Origin of the sequence: Thermus sp. NMX2.A1, from assembly GCF_000511705.1 — a bacterium.
GTDB lineage: Bacteria > Deinococcota > Deinococci > Deinococcales > Thermaceae > Thermus > Thermus scotoductus.
The window spans coordinates 43,358-59,396 of record NZ_ATNI01000057.1 but is presented as its reverse complement, the minus strand read 5'-3'; the positions used below and the strand labels follow the sequence as shown (position 1 = coordinate 59,396).

The window sequence follows — 16,039 nt, the reverse complement described above, 5'->3', positions numbered from 1 at the left end:
CTTTGAGGCTTACGTATTCGAGAAGATGAGCAAAACCAAGCTTCCCGGGCTGAGCATCGCCGTGGTAAAGGAGGGTGAGGTGATCTACACCCGGGGTTTCGGCTTCAGGAACCTGGAGAGCGCTGCCCCGATGACACCCCAAACGAGGGTGGGTATCGGGTCCGTTACCAAATCCTTCACCGCCCTCGCCGTCATGATGCTGTCCGAGGAAGGCAAGCTCCGCCTCCAAGATCCCATCGAAGCGTTCCTCCCCCTTCGCCTGCAGCCGTTTGGCCAGCCGGTCCAAATCTGGCACCTTCTCACGCATTCCTCAGGCATCCCCGCAACCGCTTACGCTGAGGCTCTCATCTACCACACCGTGGGCGAGGAGGCAACCTGGGTTCCCATGGGTTCCTTCGGTGACCTGAAGGCTTTTCTCGAGGGTGCGGAACCCTGGGCGGTGGCCAGACCAGGACAACGGTTCTTCTACCTTAACGAGGGTTATCGACTACTTGGCCACATCATCGAGGCTGTTTCCGGAAAAACCTACGAGGAATTCATTGAAGAACGTATTCTAAAACCCCTGGGTATGAAGCGGACCACCCTTCGTCAGAGAGACGTTGCCAGCGACCCAGACTGGGCAACGCCCTACCTGCTTGACGGGAATGGGAAGCACCTTCCCTCAAGGTTCCCTTTCGGGGTATTTGCCGATGGAGGCTTGATCAGCACCACCCTAGATCTATGCCGTTATCTACAGCTCTACCTTCACCGGGGTGAAAGCAACGGGGAGCAGTTGGTGTCATCCCAAAGCCTAGAACAGATGGAAACCCCACATATTTCCCGCCCCTCATCCCTCCTTGCCGACGAGGGCTATGGCCTCGGCTGGAGTATTCACCCGGACTTCCTCGGCCACAAGCTGGTTTCCCATGAAGGATCGGTTTTGGTGCACACGGCGTTTTTGGGCTACATTCCCGACCTCGAAATCGGCGTCGCCGTATTGGCCAACGCAAGCGGGCATCCCCTGGTGCAAATCGGTATGGTAGCGCTCGCAGGAGTTCTGGGTAAGAACCCGGAGGCCTTGCCCTTTGTCCAGAATCAAAAACTGTTTAGCCAGATCGCCGGCCGCTACGAAACCTTCAAGGGCACCATGCAGCTACGGGCCAGCTTTCAAGGCGACGTCCTTTTTTTGGAATCGCACGGGCAACTTCTCAAAGGCAGCGTCCCCTTCCTGCCCGAGGAACTCACCGACCGCTACGCACGTTTTTCCACGGCTCAGCGCGGCCGCAAGGTCCGGGCGGAGTTCTTCATCGAAGGCGAAGACGTTACCCTCATCTACGAGCCCTACAAGCTGGTCAGGACAGGGGCTTGAAGGCGGAGGGAACCCCGAACCCGGTCTTCCTCTAGGATCCCTCTTCAACCTAAGATTTATACTTTCCCTATGGCCCTCGTTCCCCCCTGCTTCATCACCGAGATCGTGGAGAAGGACCTGCGGGAAGGGAAGTACAAGAAGCTCCTTACCCGCTTTCCTCCGGAGCCCAACGGCTATTTGCACATCGGGCATGCCCGGAGCATCGTGCTGAACTTCGGCCTGGCCCTGGACTATGGAGGCGAGTGCAACCTGCGCTACGACGACACCAACCCGGAAACGGAAAAGGAGGAGTACGCCCGGGCCATAGAGGAGGACGTGCGCTGGCTGGGCTTCACCCCCGATAGGGTCCTCTACGCCTCCGACTACTTTGAAACCATGTACCAGTGCGCCCTCGAGCTGATCCGGGAGGGCAAGGCCTACGTGGACGACCTCTCGGAAGAGGAGATGAGCGAGCTCAGGGCCCAGGGAAAGCCAAGCCCCTACCGGAACCGGAGTGTGGAGGAAAACCTGGAACTCTTTGAAAGGATGCGCCGGGGGGAGTTCCCCACGGGGAGCCGGGTCCTAAGGGCCAAGATCGACCCTGCCCATCCCAACTTCAAGCTCCGGGACCCCGTGCTCTACCGCATCGTCCACGCCCCCCACTACCATGCGGGGGACCGCTGGGTGATCTATCCCCTCTACGACTACGCCCATCCCCTGGAGGACTTCATCGAAGGTGTCAGCCACTCCCTTTGCACCCTGGAGTTCGAGAACAACCGGGCCATCTACGACTGGGTGATCGAGAACCTGAAGGGGAAGTGCGGCCTGCCCCTCTCCCCCAGGCCCTACCAGTACGAGTTCGCCCGCCTGGACCTCACCCACACAGTGCTCTCCAAGCGGAAGCTCATCAAGCTGGTGGAGGGGGGCTTCGTCTCGGGCTGGGACGACCCCAGGCTTCCCACCTTAAGGGCCCTAAGGCGGCGGGGGGTGCGCCCCGAGGCCATCAGGGAGTTCGTGCGGCGCACCGGCATCTCCCGCAACGAGGCCCGCATCGAGATGGAGCTCTTTGAGGAGGTGGTGCGGGACGATCTGAACCCCATCGCCCCCAGGGTCTTGGGGGTTTTGGAACCCCTAAGGGTGGTCCTCACCAACTACCAGGGGGAGGAGTGGCTCGAAGCCCCCTACTGGCCCCGGGACATCGGCAAGGAAGGGAATAGACCCCTACCCTTCTCCCAGGAGATTTACATAGAGCGGTCCGACTTCAGCCTCAATCCCCCCAAGGGCTGGAAGCGCCTCGCCCCGGGGCAAAGGGTACGCCTGCGGCACGCCTACGTGATGGAGCTGGAAGACGTGGTGGAGGAAAACGGCGAGGTGAAGCTTCTTAAGGCCCGCATCGTTCCCGGCACCCTGGGGGCCAACCCCGAGGACGGCATCAAGCCCAAAGGGGTCATCCACTGGGTTTCCGCCCGGCACGCCCTGCCCGTGGAGTTCAGGCTTTACGACAGGCTATTCCTGACCGAGGACCCCGAGGAGGGTGGGGATTTCCTGAAGAACCTGAACCCAAGGGCCCTCGAGGTCAAGCAGGGCTTCATCGAACCCAGCGTGGCCCAGGATCCACCGGACACCCGCTACCAGCTGGAGAGGCTGGGCTACTTCTGGCAGGACCCGGTGGACTCCCGCCCAGGGCGGCTGGTGATGAACCGCATCGTGCCCCTCAAGGAGGGCTACCGGCCTCAGTAGGGGGGCTAAAGCCCCACGCTAACCCCCACCGCTCCCCCTACCCCGAAGCCCATGTTCGGAACCAGGTAAAGGGTGGGGTGCACCTCCACGTACACCCCGAGAAGCGGCAGGGGCAGGTTCAGCCAGGTGCCCAAGACCGCCCGTAGGCCCGCATGGCCCCGGGCATCCTGGGGCAGGGTAAGGGCCGGCCCTGTGCCATAAAACCCCCCAAGGCCCAGGTAGAGGTCGGTGAGGGGAAGCTTAAGAAGCAGGTCCACCCCACCTCCCATAGCCTCGAGGCCCACGCCCCCATACACCCGCCCATCCAGCAGGAGGGGCACCAGGGGAAAGCGCAACCCCCCCTGCACTCCAAAGGGGCTTCCCCCGCTCACCTCAGCCCGCTGGGCCAGACCCAAGGCCAAAACCACCACAATCGCCGCAAGCCACCTACGCATGCCGAACCTCCTCCAAAAGCGCTTCCACCCGGGCCATCCGGGCTCGGTGGGCCCCGGGTTCGTAATCCACCAGGACCCCATCCACCTTGAGCATCCCCAGGGCCCTGAGGAAGGCCTCCTTCAAGGCCCGGGTCTCTAGGGCGCTTACCCGCATCCCTAGCTCAGGATGCCGGGCCAGGAAGCCCTGGGCCAGGGCCTCGGAGGTCCAGATGCCGGAAAGCCTCTGCCCCAAGACCTCCAAAACCACGTGCTCCCCAGGCTCTCCCTCCAGGATGTACCAGGGCCCCGAGAGATCCATCCCCCGGCATAATACCCCTCGTGAGGCTGGACCGCTACCTGGTGGAAAGGGGCCTGGCGGAAAGCCGGGAGAAGGCCCAAAGGCTTATCCAATCCGGCCAGGTCAAGGTAGCCGGGCAGGTGGTGACCAAGCCCGCCCACAGGGTGCCGGAAGGAGCCCAGGTGGAGGTCCTCTCCCCGGAACGGTACGTGAGCCGGGGGGCCTACAAGCTCCTGGGTGCCCTCGAGGCCTTCTCCCTAGAGGTGAAGGGCAAGGTGGCCGCGGACATCGGGGCCAGCACCGGCGGGTTCACCCAGGTGCTCCTGGAAAGGGGTGCCAGGCGGGTCTATGCGGTGGACGTGGGCAGGGATCAGCTCCACCCCCGCCTAAGGGAGGATTCCCGGGTGGTGAGCCTCGAGGAGCAGGACGCCAGGAGCCTCCTTCTTCCCGAGCCCGTGGACCTGGTGGTGATGGACGTGTCCTTCATCTCCTCCACCCTGCTTCTTTCCAAGGTAAAGGAGCTCCTTAGGCCGGGAGGTGAGGCCCTCATCCTGGTGAAGCCCCAGTTTGAGCTGGGCCCCGGGGTGCACAAGGGAGTGGTGCGGGACGAGGCCCTGCGGCAAAAGGCCCTGGCCCGGGTGCGGGAGAAGGCCCGGGAGCTGGGCTTTCAGGTGCTGGGGGAAAGGGAAAGCCCCTTGCCGGGGAAGGAGGGAAACCGGGAGTTCTGGCTCTGGCTTAAGGTCCCTTAAGCCATTCCTCCGCGATCTGCACAGCGTTTAAGGCGGCTCCCTTTAAGAGCTGGTCCCCCACCACGAAAAAGTCAAGGCCGTTGTCAAAGGCCAGGCTCTGACGGATCCTCCCCACCTCCACATTCCACTTGCCGCTGGCCGTGAGGGGCATGGGGTAGCGCTTGGCCTGGGGCTCGTCCACCACCTCCACCCCGGGGGCCTGGGCCAGCACCTCCCGGGCCGCCTCCGGGGAGACGGGCCTTTCAAACTCCACGCTCACCGCCTCAGCATGGGCCCTCAAGGTGGGCACCCGGACCGCGGTAGCGCTGATGCGGATGGAGCTATCCCCGAAAATCTTGTGGGTCTCCCACACCACCTTCATCTCCTCGCGGGTGTAGCCGTTTTCCTGGAAGGCATCTATGTGGGGGATGACGTTGAAGGGTAGGGGGTGGGCGAAGACCTCGGCCACGGGGGTTTCCCCATGCAGCTGGCGGTGAGTTTCCCTGAGGAGTTCCTCCATCCCCTTGGCCCCGGCCCCGCTGGCCGCCTGGTAAGTGGCCACGATGACCCGCTTCGCCCGAAAGGCCCGGTGCAGGGGCCAAAGGGCCATGGCCAGGATGGCCGTGGTGCAGTTGGGGTTGGCGATGATGCCCTGGTGCTGGAAGATTCGCTCCCGGTTCACCTCCGGCACCACCAGGGGCACATGGGGCTCGTAGCGCCAGGCGCTGGAGTTGTCGATCACCAGGGCTCCCCCTTGGGCCCAAACGGGGGCCAGGGCCTTGGAAAGGGACCCTCCGGCGCTGGCCAGCACCAGGTCCACGGGCAGAGGCCCCTCGGGAAGGGGCTCCACCGGAATGGCTTCCCCCCTGAAGGCCATGGTCTTGCCCGCAGAGCGGGGGGAAGCGTATAGCCTAAGTTCACTCAAGGGAAAGTTTCTGGCCTCGAGGACCTTCAGCATCTCCTGCCCCACGGCCCCCGTGGCCCCTACCACGGCTACCCTCACCTTCTCTCCTCCTTGCTGGCTACCCAGAAGCCCACCATGCTCTCGCCTCCCAGACCTTCTTCACCCAAAGGGCTACCCCAGCACCTTGGCCCGCAGAAGGGCTGGACCCCGCAGGGGAAGGACCTCGTCCTCCTTTAGATCCAGCAAAGCCAAGGTGTTTCCCTCATGGTCCACAAACTCGACCATGTAGCCACCCTTGGGATAGACCAGGACCACCGTACCCACATCCCCCGCCTCGAGGCCCACTTCCCTGTGGTCGCGCTTAAGAACCACCAGATCGTGCTCGCGGATCATTTCTCCCTCCACGGGTAGGCGGTCACCAAGCGAAAGGTATCCTCTCCCTCCCCACGATACCAAACGCTTTGCAGGAGAACCGGACCCGTGGGGCAGACCAAAGGGCCCCTTAGGATCAAGACCTCCCCATCCCCGTATAGCCCCGGGCGCCTTTGGACTTCCTGAGCCGCCTGGGTATGCGCCAAAAGCGCGGCCTCCAGCACCTCCGGTGCATCCACGGGAAAACCCCTGGACAGAAAAAACCGCGCCTTGCTCCCCCCTTCCGGATGCCTAGGGTTAAGCAGGTACTCCGTCAGCTTGGACCGGGGCACGAGAAAACCCATTCCTGCCGGTGCCCTCCCCTACCACCTGAGCTTCTCCCGCAAAAACCCCTCCAGCTCGTCCACGTGAAGTCGGATCTGCTCCATGGTGTCCCGGTCCCGCACGGTGACCGTGTCCTTGAGCCGGGTGGTCCCATCCTTGCTCTGCCCGATGGTGTCGTAGTCCACGGTGATGGCGAAGGGGGTGCCCACCTCGTCGTGGCGGCGGTAGGCTTTGCCGATGTTGCCGGTGTCCTCGTAGAGGATCCGGCCCAACCCCAGGGCCTGGAGCCGGGCCTTCAAGCGCTTGGCGTACTCGGTGATCTCCGGGCGGTTCTTGACCAGGGGGATGACCGCCACCTTGATGGGGGCGAGCTGGGGCTTAAGCTTTAGGACGATGCGTTCCTCCCCATTCGGGAGCTCCTCCCGGGTGAAGGCCTCCGACAGGAGGGCCAAGACCCCCCGGTCCACCCCGGCCGAGGGCTCGATCACGTAGGGGACAAACCACTTGCCGGTATCGGGATCGCGGTAAGCCAGGCGGGCGGTGGAGTGCTCGTTTTTAAGCACCCGGGCGGTGATGCCAAGCTCCTCCTGGTCCTTGGTGTGGCTTCCCAGGTCAAAGTCCGTGCGGTTGGCGATCCCCTCCAGCTCCTCGAGGCCATGGGGAAAGCGGTAGAGGATGTCCACCGTGGCCTTGGCGTAGTGGGCCAGCTCCTCGGGGGGCTGCTCGTAGGGGACCAGGTTATCTCGGCTTAGCCCCATTTCCTGCCACCACCGAAGCCTCTCCTCCACCCAGTAACGGTGCCAGTACTCGTCCTCCCCCGGGCGGACGAAGTACTCGATCTCCATCTGCTCGAACTCCCGCACCCGGAAGATGAAGTTCCTGGGGGTGATCTCGTTGCGGAAGGCCTTGCCGATCTGGGCGATGCCGAAGGGAAGCTTCCGGCTCGTGCTGTCCAGGACGTTCTTGAAGTTGACGAAGATGCCCTGGGCGGTCTCCGGGCGCAAGTAGGCCAGGGAAGCCTCGTCCTCCACCGGGCCCACGTAGGTCTTGAACATCATGTTGAAGTAACGGGGTGGGGTCCAGTCCCCGGGCTCAGCGGTGGCGGGATCCAGCACCCCGGCTGCGGTCATGGCCCCCCCAGCCCTTTCCGGGGCCTGCATCATGGCCTGGACCAGGGCATGAAGATTGCCCTCCTCCACCTCCATGGCCCGGTAGAGCCTCCCCAGCACCTCTTCCGGCTGCTCCTTGAGGAGGTGATCCAGGCGGTAGCGCTTCTTGGTGATGCGGTTATCCACCATGGGATCGGCAAAGGTGGCCTCGTGGCCGGAATAGTACAGGACCAAGCGGTGGGTGAGGACGCTGGCATCCAACCCCTCCATGTCGTCCCGCTCGTAGACGTTCCTTCGCCACCAGGCCTGCTTCAGGTTGTTCTTGAGCTCCACCCCCAAAGGACCGTAGTCGTAGGTCCCCTGGAGGCCCCCGTAGATCTCGGAGCCCTGAAAGATAAACCCCCTGCGTTTGCAAAGCGCCACCAGTTCGTCAAGGCTGCTCGCCGGCATCGTCCCTCCCGAAAGGGGGCTTGGCCCCCGGTTAGAGGGCATCTTACCGGATGCCGGGCCCTTTTTGCTCCTAGAAGCCCCGGCCAAGAGCCTTCCCCAAGGCCAAGGTAATCCCAGGCGCAAACCCCCGCCGCGGCCTCCTTTAGGCTAGAATGTGGGAAGAGGGGAGCATGAACAGGTACGACGATCGCGCCAGGCTGGTTTTCCACTACGCAAGGGAGGAGGGGAGCCGCTTAGGCCACTCCATGATCGGCCCAGAGCACCTCCTCCTGGGCCTGATGCGCGAGGGGGGTACAGCGGCCCGCATCCTCCAGGAGTACGGGGCAAGCCTCGAGGCCATGCGCCGCATGGTGGAGGAGCTGGTGGGCCGCGGCGAGGGGAGCCGCACCGGAGAACCCCCTGCCATTACGCCCAGGGCCAGGCGGGTCATGGAGCTGGCCAGCGCCGAGGCCCGCAACATGGGGGCCCCGGTGATCGGCACCGAGCACATCCTCCTGGGCATCATCCGAGAGGGTGACGGGATCGCCTACCGCATCCTCTCCCACTTCGCCAAGGATGTGGACGCCATTCGCTGGCGTATCCTCTCCATGGCCGAGGGCCGGGAACGGGAAAAGCCGGTGAACACGCCCTTCCTGGATGAGTATGGCCGCGACCTCACCAAGGAAGCCCGGGAGGGCAAGCTGGACCCCGTGATCGGCCGGCAGGAGGAGATCAACCGGGTGATCCAGATCCTGGCCCGGCGCACCAAAAACAACCCCGTCCTCATCGGGGACCCCGGGGTGGGCAAGACCGCCATCGTGGAGGGCCTGGCCCAGGCCATCGTGGAGGGCCGGGTGCCCCCCATCCTCAAGGGTGCCCGGGTGGTGGCCCTGGACCTGGCGGGGGTGGTGGCGGGCACCAAGTACCGGGGGGAGTTTGAGGAACGCCTCCGCCAGATCATCGAGGAGCTAAAAAATGCCAAGGTCATCGCCTTCATCGATGAGCTCCACACCCTGATCGGGGCCGGGGGGGCTGAGGGTACCCTGGACGCCGCCAACATCCTGAAGCCCGCCCTGGCCCGGGGGGAGATCCAGGTGATCGGGGCCACCACCACCGGGGAGTACCACCGCTACATCGAGAAGGACGCGGCCCTGGAGCGGCGCTTCCAGCCGGTGATCGTCCTGGAGCCCTCCCCGGACGAAACCCTGGAGATCTTGAAGGGCCTCCGTCCCCGCTACGAGGCCCACCACGGGGTCATCATCCCCGACGAGATCCTGGAGCTTGCGGTCAAGATCGGGATCCGTTCCCTTCCCGGGCGCAACTTCCCCGACAAGGCCATCGACCTCATCGACGAGGCGGCGAGCCGGGTTCGCCTGAACGCCTCCCTGGGCCTGCCCGTGGCCGAGGAGGAGGACGGGACCCCCGTGGTGACCCGGGAGGACATCGAGGCAGTGGTGGACTCCTGGGGTGGGATCTACGTGGACGACAAGGACGACGAGAAGCTCATGCGCCTCGAGGACGAGCTTAGAAAGCGGGTGGTGGGCCAGGAGGAGGCCATCCGCGCCCTGGCCAGCGCCCTTAGGCGGGCCCGGGTGGGTCTGGGAGGCCGGACCCGGGTGGCGGCCAGCTTCCTCTTCGTGGGCCAAAGCGGGGTGGGCAAGACCCAGCTGGCCAAGGCCCTGGCCGAGGTGCTCTTCGGCTCCGAGCGGGCCCTCATCCGCTTTGACATGTCCGAGTTCCAGGAGCCCCACTCCGTTTCCAAGCTGATCGGGGCCCCTCCGGGCTACGTGGGCTACGAGCAGGGGGGCCGGCTCACGGAGGCGGTGCGCCGCCAGCCCTTCAGCGTGGTGCTTCTGGACGAGATCGAGAAGGCCCACCCCGACGTGTACAACACCTTCCTGCAGGTGCTGGACGAGGGCCGCCTCACGGACGGCATGGGGCGGACCGTGGACTTCCGCCGGGTCATCCTCATCATGACCTCCAACACCGGCTACAACGTGGGCCCGGCCATCGGCTTCACCAGTAAGGAAGTGGACACGGAATCCCCCCTCAAGTCCCTCTTTACCCCCGAGTTCCTGGACCGGCTGGACGAGGTGATCCGCTTCCGCCCCCTCACCGAGGAGGAGCTGGTGCAGGTGGCCCGGATGATGCTGGACGACATCCAGAAGGAGCTGCAATCCCGGGACATCACCGTGCGCTTTGCCCCCGAGGTGGCCCGGTTCGTGGTGGAGCAGGCCCCCAAGACGGGGAGCGCCCGGGCCATCCGGAGCATCATCCGGGAACGCATCGAAGATCCCCTCTCCCTGGCCCTCCTCAAAAAGCCCACCGGCCACCTCTACGTGAACGTGGAGGATGGGCACCTGGCCTTCCACGAGGTGGAGGGCGAGGAGCTTTTGGTCTAGATGTTGCCAGGAATCCCAAGGCCACTCCTCCTCCCGAGGGGGCCGCTTTTTCTTGGGCCCCTCGAGGCCTGAACCCATGGCCAAGACCTCCTACACCTGCGTGGAATGCGGTTACCGCACCCCCAAGCCCCTGGGGCGGTGCCCGGCCTGCGGTGCCTGGGAGAGCTTCCAGGAGGTAGCCCCCTCCCCCGCCCGTGCCCCATCCCGCCAAGCCCACCTGGAAGCCCCCTCACCGATTCCCCTTTCCCAGGTGAACGAGGCCGAGGAGAAGCGCTTCTCCTCGGGTCTTTCCGAGGTGGACCGGGTCTTGGGCGGAGGGTTCGTGCCGGGGGAGGTGGTCCTCCTGGGGGGAGAACCCGGGGTGGGCAAGAGTACCCTTCTTCTGGAGCTGGCCAAGCACCTCACCAAGAAGGTCTACTACCTGGCCGGAGAGGAATCCCCGGCCCAGATCAAGCTGAGGGCGAAGAGGCTTGGGGTAAGGGAGCTCCTTCTCCTAAAGGAAACCCGCCTGGAACCCCTTCTTTCCCTCCTGGAGCGGGACCCCCCTGAGGTGCTTTTCGTGGATTCCATACAGACGATTGAGGCGGGGGGAAGCCCAGGTAGCCTGGTGGCGGTGCGGGAGGCCACCCACGCCTTCGTGCGCCTGGCCAAGGAGGAGGGCATCACCACCCTTTTGGTGGGCCACGTGACCAAGGAAGGGGTGGTGGCCGGGCCCAAGAGCATAGAGCATGCGGTGGACGCCACCCTCTACCTGGAAAGCGCCGGGGTCTACGGGGTCTTGCGAAGCGCCAAGAACCGCTTCGGCCCCGTGGGGGAACTCGGGGTCTTCCGCATGGAGGAGGGCCTGGTGGAGGTGCAGAATCCCTCGGAGGCCTTCCTTCTGGAAAGGCCCCTCGGGGTTCCAGGAAGCGCCATCGCCCTGGCCCTGGCGGGGGAAAGAGCCTTGGCCCTCGAGGTCCAGGCCCTGGCCGCCAAAACCCCCTTCCCCGCCCCCAGGCGGGTGGTCCAGGGCCTGGATGCCAGGCGAGTGGACATGGTCCTGGCGGTCCTGGAAAGGCGGCTTGGCCTTCCCTTAGGGAACCTGGACATCTACGTGAACCTGGCAGGAGGGCTTAAGGTGCAGGACCCGGGCCTGGATCTGGCGGTGGCCTTGGCGGTGTATTCTGCGGTGGTGGGCAAGGCCCTGCCCCCGGACCTGGCAGTGGTGGGGGAGGTGGGGCTTCTAGGCGAGGTGAGGAGCGTCATGGGATTGGAAAGGCGGCTTAGGGAAGGGGAGCGGGCGGGGTTTTCCCGCTTTGTGCATCCGGGGAACACCCGCTCCTTGGGGAAAGCGGTGGAGCAGTACCTGGGATGAGCCCTCGCCTCCTTTTCTATCTACTTTTCGCCTTCCTGGGCTACCAGCTGGCGGCGGCCCTGGAGGGCCTGGGCCTCCTTCCCCACTCGGCCGGCCTACTTTCCCTCAACCGCCTCTATCTGACCCTGGCGGGCCTGCTGACCGGGGTTCTCCTAGCCCCAAGGCTCGAAAGCCTCTGGGAAAGACGGCTTGGGCACCTCAGGGAGCTTCCCCCGGAAGTGCCGGTGGCCCTGACCCTGGGAGCCACCCTGGGGCTTCTTTTTACCGTGCTCCTCACCAGCCTCCTTTCCCAGATCCCCGGGTTTTCCCCTTACCATAGCCTCCTTCTGGCCCTGTTCCTGGTGGGGCTTTTCAGCTACCTGGCCCTGGGGTACAAGGACTACCTGCGCCTTCCCCAAAAACCCTCCCGCCCCATCGGGGGCAAGGTGTTGGACACCAGCGTCCTGGTGGACGGGCGCGTGGCCGAGGTGGCGGCCACGGGCTTCTTAGAAGGTCCCCTTTTTGTGCCCCACTTCGTGTTAAAAGAACTCCAGCACTTCGCCGATAGCCCCGATCCCCTCAGGCGGGCCAAGGGGAGGCGGGGGCTGGAAACCCTGGATAGGCTTAAGGAGGTAGCCCGCCTCGAGGTGCTGGAGGACATCCCCAAGGGGGAGAGCGTGGACGAGAAGCTCCTCTTCCTGGCCCGGGACCTAAAAGCCGCCCTGGTAACCAACGATCTGGCCCTTTTGCAAATGGCCAGGATCTACGGGGTAAAGGCCCTTTCCGTCCAGGCCCTGGCCCAGGCCCTCCGGCCCCAGCTCAAGGTGGGGGACACCCTGAAGCTTCTCATCCTCAAGGAAGGCAAGGAGCCCCACCAGGGGGTGGGCTACCTGGAGGATGGCTCCATGGTGGTGGTGGATGGGGGGATCCGCTACCGGGGCCAGGAGGTGGAGGTGGTCATCACCCAGGCCATCCAGACCCAGGTGGGCCGTCTCTTCTTCGCCCAGCCTGCCGCCGAAGCGCAAAGCTAATGGCCGAAAGCCCGGTAGCTTATAATGCCTAACGGCCTTGGCCGGCCAAGGAGGTGGAAAGCTTGAACCTGCACGAGTATCAAGCCAAGGAGATCCTGGCCCGTTATGGGGTACCGGTGCCGCCCGGCAAGGTGGCCTACACCCCCGACGAGGCCAAAAGGATCGCGGAGGAGCTGGGCAAGCGGGTGGTGATCAAGGCCCAGGTGCACGTGGGCGGGAGAGGTAAGGCCGGGGGCGTGAAGCTGGCGGACACCCCCCAGGAAGCCTACGAGAAGGCCCAGGCCATCCTGGGGATGAACATCAAGGGCCTCACGGTGAAGAAGGTCCTGGTGGCCGAGGCGGTGGACATCGCCAAGGAGTACTACGCCGGCCTCATCCTGGACCGCGCCCAAAAACGGGTGGTCCTCATGCTCTCCAAGGAAGGGGGGGTGGACATCGAGGAGGTGGCGGCGGAGCGCCCCGAGGCCATCCACAAGTTCTGGATCGACCCCCACAAGGGCTTCCGGGCTTTTGAGGCCCGGGAGATGGTGAAACAAGCGGGCCTCGAGGGCAACCTCAACAAGCTGGCCCAGGTGCTGGTGGCCCTCTACCAGGCCTACGAGGGCGTGGATGCCTCCATCGCCGAGATCAACCCCCTGGTGGTCACCACCGACGGCCAGATCGTGGCCGCCGACGCCAAGATCGTCCTGGACGATAACGCCCTCTTCCGGCACCCCGAGCTGATGGAGCTGAGGGAGATCGAGGCCGAGCATCCCCTGGAGGTGGAGGCCAGCAACTACGGCTTCGCCTACGTGAAGCTTCAGGGGAACATCGGCATCATCGGCAACGGGGCCGGCCTGGTCATGTACACCCTGGACCTGGTGAACCGGGTGGGCGGCAGACCCGCCAACTTCCTGGACATCGGGGGTGGGGCCAAGGCGGAGGTGGTCTATAACGCCCTCAAGGTGGTCCTTAAGGACCCCGACGTAAAGGGGGTGTTCATCAACATCTTCGGCGGCATCACCCGGGCGGACGAGGTGGCCAAGGGGGTGATCCGGGCCCTGGAGGAGGGGCTTCTCACCAAGCCCGTGGTCATGCGGGTGGCGGGAACCGCCGAGGAAGAGGCCAAAAGGCTCCTGGAGGGCAGGCCCATCTACATGTACCCCACGTCCATCGAGGCGGCCAAGGCCATCGTGGCCATGGTGGGAGGTGCGGCGTGATCCTGATCAACCGTGAAACCCGCGTCCTGGTCCAGGGCATCACCGGCCGGGAGGGGCAGTTCCACACCCGGCAGATGCTGGAATACGGCACCAAGGTGGTGGCCGGCGTGACCCCGGGCAAAGGGGGCAGCGAGGTCCTGGGTCTTCCCGTGTACGACACGGTAAAGGAAGCCGTAGCCCACCACGCTATCGACGCCTCCATCATCTTCGTGCCAGCGCCTGCCGCAGCGGATGCGGCCCTCGAGGCGGCCCACGCCGGCATCCCCCTCATCGTCCTCATCACCGAGGGCATCCCCACCCTGGACATGGTGAAGGCGGTGGAGGAGATCAAGGCCCTGGGAAGCCGCCTCATCGGGGGCAACTGCCCGGGCATCATCAGCGCCGAGGAGAGCAAGATCGGCATCATGCCCGGCCACGTGTTCAAGCGGGGGAAGGTGGGGCTCATAAGCCGCTCCGGCACCCTCACCTACGAGGCCGCCGCCGCCCTTTCCCAGGCGGGCCTGGGCACCACCACCACGGTGGGCATTGGAGGCGACCCGGTGATCGGCACCACCTTTAAGGACCTCCTCCCCCTCTTCAACCAGGACCCCGAGACCGAGGCCGTGGTCCTCATCGGGGAGATCGGAGGATCCGACGAGGAGGAGGCCGCAGCCTGGATCAAGGAGAACATGAAAAAGCCCGTGGTGGGCTTCATCGGTGGCCGTAGCGCCCCCAAGGGCAAGCGCATGGGCCACGCCGGAGCCATCATCATGGGGAACGTGGGCACCCCGGAGTCCAAGCTGAAGGCCTTCGCCGAGGCAGGTATCCCCGTGGCCGACACCATCGACGAGATCGTGGAGCTGGTGAAAAAGGCCTTGGGCTAAAAGCCCTTAAGCCTCCCACCCTGGCTCGGCCAGGGTGGGGTGTTTTCACACCCTGCCCGTGGCCTCGGCCATCCAGCGAAGCCGTTCCCCGTGCTCGGGCAGGAGCTGGCCGGGCCTAAGCCGCCAAGCCCAGTTGCCCGAGGGGCGCCCGGGGTAGTTCATCCGGGCCTCGCTTCCCAACGCCAACACATCCTGCACGGGATAGACGGCCAGCTTGGCCACCGACTTCATCCCCAGGTGCATGAGGGCCCAGGGGATCTCCTCTTCCCCGTGGAACCCAATCCCCCACTCCGCCAGGTAGCGCCCAAGGAAAGCCCGCTCGTGGGGGGTAGCGGTGCGGTACCAGCCCAGGGTGGTGTCGTTGTCGTGGGTGCCGGTGTAGACCACCACCCGGCCGTGGGAGGGGTAGTTGTGGGGCAGGAAGGGGTTTTCCATCCCCCCGTCAAAGGCGAACTGCAGGACCTTCATCCCCGGAAGGCCAAACCGGTCCCTCAGGGCCTCCACCTCGGGGGTGATCACCCCCAGGTCCTCCGCCAGGATGGGCACCCGGCCAAAGGTTTCCTGAATCTTCCGAAAGAGCTTCTCCCCCGGGGCCTTCACCCAGCGTCCCTCCACCGCCGTGGGGCAGGAGGCAGGGATCTCCCAGTAGGCTTCAAAGCCCCGGAAGTGGTCGATGCGCACCAGGTGGAAAAGCTCCAAGGCCTTCCTTAAGCGATCAATCCAGAAAGAGAACCCCTCCCTTTCCAGCACCTCCCACCGGTACAGGGGATTCCCCCAGCGCTGGCCCGTTTCCGAAAAGTAATCCGGCGGCACCCCCGCCACCACCGTGGGCCTTCCCTCCTCATCCAGGTGGAACCACTCGGGGTGGGCCCAGACCTCCGCGGAGTCCTCGGCCACGAAGATGGGCATATCGCCGATCAAGGAGAGGCCCAAGGCCTCCGCCTCCTCCCTCAGGGCCTGCCACTGCCGGAAGAAAAACCACTGGGTCCAGGCGTGGAAGGCCACCTCCTGGGAGAGGGCCAAAGACGCTTCCCTTAAAGCCCTTTCCTCCCTCAGGCGTAGGGGCAGGGGCCAGCGGTTCCAGGGAAGGCCTCCGTGGTGGGCCTTCAAGGCCATGAAGAGGGCGTAGTCATCCAACCAGCTCCTTTCCCGGTCCCAAAAGGCCTGGAAGGCCTCCTTTTCCTCCCGGCCAGCCCGCTCCTGGAAACCCCGGAAGGCTTCCCTAAGCGCCGGCCACTTCCAGGCGTAGAGCCAGCCGTAATCCACCCGGCCCTCGGGAAAACCGGGGTCCTCCAGGCGGAGGTACCCCGCCTCCGCCAAAGGGCGGAGGTCGATGAGGTAGGGGTTCCCGGCAAAGGCGCTGAAGGACTGGTAGGGGGAGTCGCCGTATCCTGTGGGCCCTAAGGGCAAAACCTGCCAGTAGCGGGCCCCAGACTCCCCCAGGAATCGGAGGAAGGCAAAAGCCTCCTCCCCAAGAACGCCAATCCCATAGGGTCCGGGAAGGCTGGTGGGGTGGAGAAGCAGGCCGTAGGCGCGCGGAAGCTCCATGGACCCAGTTTACCCCAGG

General features: G+C 64.8%; 15 protein-coding genes. 8 read left to right on the top strand and 7 right to left on the bottom strand.

Translation table 11 applies throughout. The features are described from left to right. Together TNMX_RS06365 and TNMX_RS06360 are read left to right on the top strand one after the other, a co-directional pair. Positions 1-1,348 (top strand): serine hydrolase (locus tag TNMX_RS06365; RefSeq protein ID WP_038030527.1); only part of this gene is annotated, 1,348 nt, incomplete at its 5' end. Positions 1,349-1,417: 69 nt separating this feature from the next. Further along, on the top strand, positions 1,418-3,067 hold the full coding sequence (locus tag TNMX_RS06360) for a glutamine--tRNA ligase/YqeY domain fusion protein (RefSeq protein WP_038030514.1): 1,650 nt from the start codon (positions 1,418-1,420) through the stop codon (positions 3,065-3,067). Positions 3,068-3,072: 5 nt separating this feature from the next. Here the strand turns inward: TNMX_RS06360 and TNMX_RS06355 are convergent, their stop codons facing one another. Both TNMX_RS06355 and TNMX_RS06350 read right to left on the bottom strand, forming a co-directional pair. Beyond that, a complete protein-coding gene (locus TNMX_RS06355) occupies positions 3,073-3,501 on the bottom strand; it encodes a hypothetical protein (RefSeq protein WP_038030512.1) in 429 nt (142 codons plus the stop codon). Beyond that, positions 3,494-3,799, bottom strand: coding sequence for a DUF3234 domain-containing protein (locus TNMX_RS06350; RefSeq protein ID WP_038030510.1), 306 nt, complete (start codon positions 3,797-3,799; stop codon positions 3,494-3,496). The genes TNMX_RS06355 and TNMX_RS06350 overlap by 8 nt, the downstream gene beginning before the upstream one ends. A 20-nt stretch (positions 3,800-3,819) precedes the next feature. Here TNMX_RS06350 and TNMX_RS06345 point away from each other — a divergent pair, with 20 nt between their 5' ends. Next, a complete protein-coding gene (locus tag TNMX_RS06345; protein ID WP_038030508.1) occupies positions 3,820-4,527 on the top strand; it encodes a TlyA family RNA methyltransferase in 708 nt (235 codons plus the stop codon). Here the strand turns inward: TNMX_RS06345 and TNMX_RS06340 are convergent. From TNMX_RS06340 to TNMX_RS06325, 4 genes are all read right to left on the bottom strand, one after another. After that, complete coding sequence (locus TNMX_RS06340) at positions 4,514-5,509, bottom strand: aspartate-semialdehyde dehydrogenase (protein ID WP_038030506.1); 996 nt, start codon at positions 5,507-5,509, stop codon at positions 4,514-4,516. The genes TNMX_RS06345 and TNMX_RS06340 overlap by 14 nt on opposite strands. A 72-nt stretch (positions 5,510-5,581) precedes the next feature. After that, positions 5,582-5,803 carry a DUF4926 domain-containing protein gene (locus tag TNMX_RS06335; protein ID WP_015716720.1) on the bottom strand — a complete coding sequence of 74 codons (222 nt, stop codon included), beginning with the start codon at positions 5,801-5,803 and terminating at the stop codon, positions 5,582-5,584. Continuing rightward, a complete protein-coding gene (locus tag TNMX_RS06330; protein WP_038030504.1) occupies positions 5,800-6,126 on the bottom strand; it encodes a DUF6883 domain-containing protein in 327 nt (108 codons plus the stop codon). Before TNMX_RS06330 ends, TNMX_RS06335 begins: the two co-directional genes overlap by 4 nt. 18 nt (positions 6,127-6,144) lie before the next feature. Then, complete coding sequence (locus tag TNMX_RS06325; protein WP_038030502.1) at positions 6,145-7,665, bottom strand: glycine--tRNA ligase; 1,521 nt, start codon at positions 7,663-7,665, stop codon at positions 6,145-6,147. Between the two features lie 170 nt (positions 7,666-7,835). Between TNMX_RS06325 and TNMX_RS06320 the strand changes: the two genes are divergently transcribed. From TNMX_RS06320 to sucD, 5 genes are all read left to right on the top strand, one after another. Then, complete coding sequence (locus TNMX_RS06320; RefSeq protein WP_038030500.1) at positions 7,836-10,046, top strand: ATP-dependent Clp protease ATP-binding subunit; 2,211 nt, start codon at positions 7,836-7,838, stop codon at positions 10,044-10,046. Positions 10,047-10,122: 76 nt separating this feature from the next. Continuing rightward, complete coding sequence (gene radA / locus TNMX_RS06315) at positions 10,123-11,400, top strand: DNA repair protein RadA (protein ID WP_038030498.1); 1,278 nt, start codon at positions 10,123-10,125, stop codon at positions 11,398-11,400. Beyond that, on the top strand, positions 11,397-12,410 hold the full coding sequence (locus TNMX_RS06310) for a PIN/TRAM domain-containing protein (RefSeq protein WP_015716714.1): 1,014 nt from the start codon (positions 11,397-11,399) through the stop codon (positions 12,408-12,410). The genes radA and TNMX_RS06310 overlap by 4 nt, the downstream gene beginning before the upstream one ends. A gap of 62 nt (positions 12,411-12,472) precedes the next feature. Next, on the top strand, positions 12,473-13,609 hold the full coding sequence (sucC, locus tag TNMX_RS06305) for an ADP-forming succinate--CoA ligase subunit beta (RefSeq protein ID WP_015716713.1): 1,137 nt from the start codon (positions 12,473-12,475) through the stop codon (positions 13,607-13,609). Continuing rightward, positions 13,606-14,472 (top strand): succinate--CoA ligase subunit alpha, encoded by an 867-nt coding sequence (gene sucD / locus TNMX_RS06300; RefSeq protein WP_015716712.1) that lies wholly within the window; start codon positions 13,606-13,608, stop codon positions 14,470-14,472. Before sucC ends, sucD begins: the two co-directional genes overlap by 4 nt. A gap of 45 nt (positions 14,473-14,517) precedes the next feature. On the opposite strand, the gene malQ is transcribed toward sucD, so the two are convergent. After that, positions 14,518-16,020, bottom strand: a complete 1,503-nt coding sequence (malQ, locus tag TNMX_RS06295) for a 4-alpha-glucanotransferase (protein ID WP_038030496.1) — start codon at positions 16,018-16,020, stop codon at positions 14,518-14,520. Positions 16,021-16,039 lie beyond the last annotated feature (19 nt).

What these genes read in the sequence shown, in the direction of transcription:
- malQ (WP_038030496.1), bottom strand. Translation starts at nt 16,020, where the DNA reads ATGGAGCTTCCGCGCGCCTACGGCCTGCTTCTCCACCCCACCAGCCTT.
- TNMX_RS06355 (WP_038030512.1), bottom strand. Translation starts at nt 3,501, where the DNA reads ATGCGTAGGTGGCTTGCGGCGATTGTGGTGGTTTTGGCCTTGGGTCTG.
- TNMX_RS06325 (WP_038030502.1), bottom strand. Translation starts at nt 7,665, where the DNA reads ATGCCGGCGAGCAGCCTTGACGAACTGGTGGCGCTTTGCAAACGCAGG.
- TNMX_RS06310 (WP_015716714.1), top strand. Translation starts at nt 11,397, where the DNA reads ATGAGCCCTCGCCTCCTTTTCTATCTACTTTTCGCCTTCCTGGGCTAC.
- TNMX_RS06320 (WP_038030500.1), top strand. Translation starts at nt 7,836, where the DNA reads ATGAACAGGTACGACGATCGCGCCAGGCTGGTTTTCCACTACGCAAGG.
- TNMX_RS06330 (WP_038030504.1), bottom strand. Translation starts at nt 6,126, where the DNA reads ATGGGTTTTCTCGTGCCCCGGTCCAAGCTGACGGAGTACCTGCTTAAC.
- TNMX_RS06350 (WP_038030510.1), bottom strand. Translation starts at nt 3,799, where the DNA reads ATGGATCTCTCGGGGCCCTGGTACATCCTGGAGGGAGAGCCTGGGGAG.
- TNMX_RS06360 (WP_038030514.1), top strand. Translation starts at nt 1,418, where the DNA reads ATGGCCCTCGTTCCCCCCTGCTTCATCACCGAGATCGTGGAGAAGGAC.
- radA (WP_038030498.1), top strand. Translation starts at nt 10,123, where the DNA reads ATGGCCAAGACCTCCTACACCTGCGTGGAATGCGGTTACCGCACCCCC.
- TNMX_RS06335 (WP_015716720.1), bottom strand. Translation starts at nt 5,803, where the DNA reads ATGATCCGCGAGCACGATCTGGTGGTTCTTAAGCGCGACCACAGGGAA.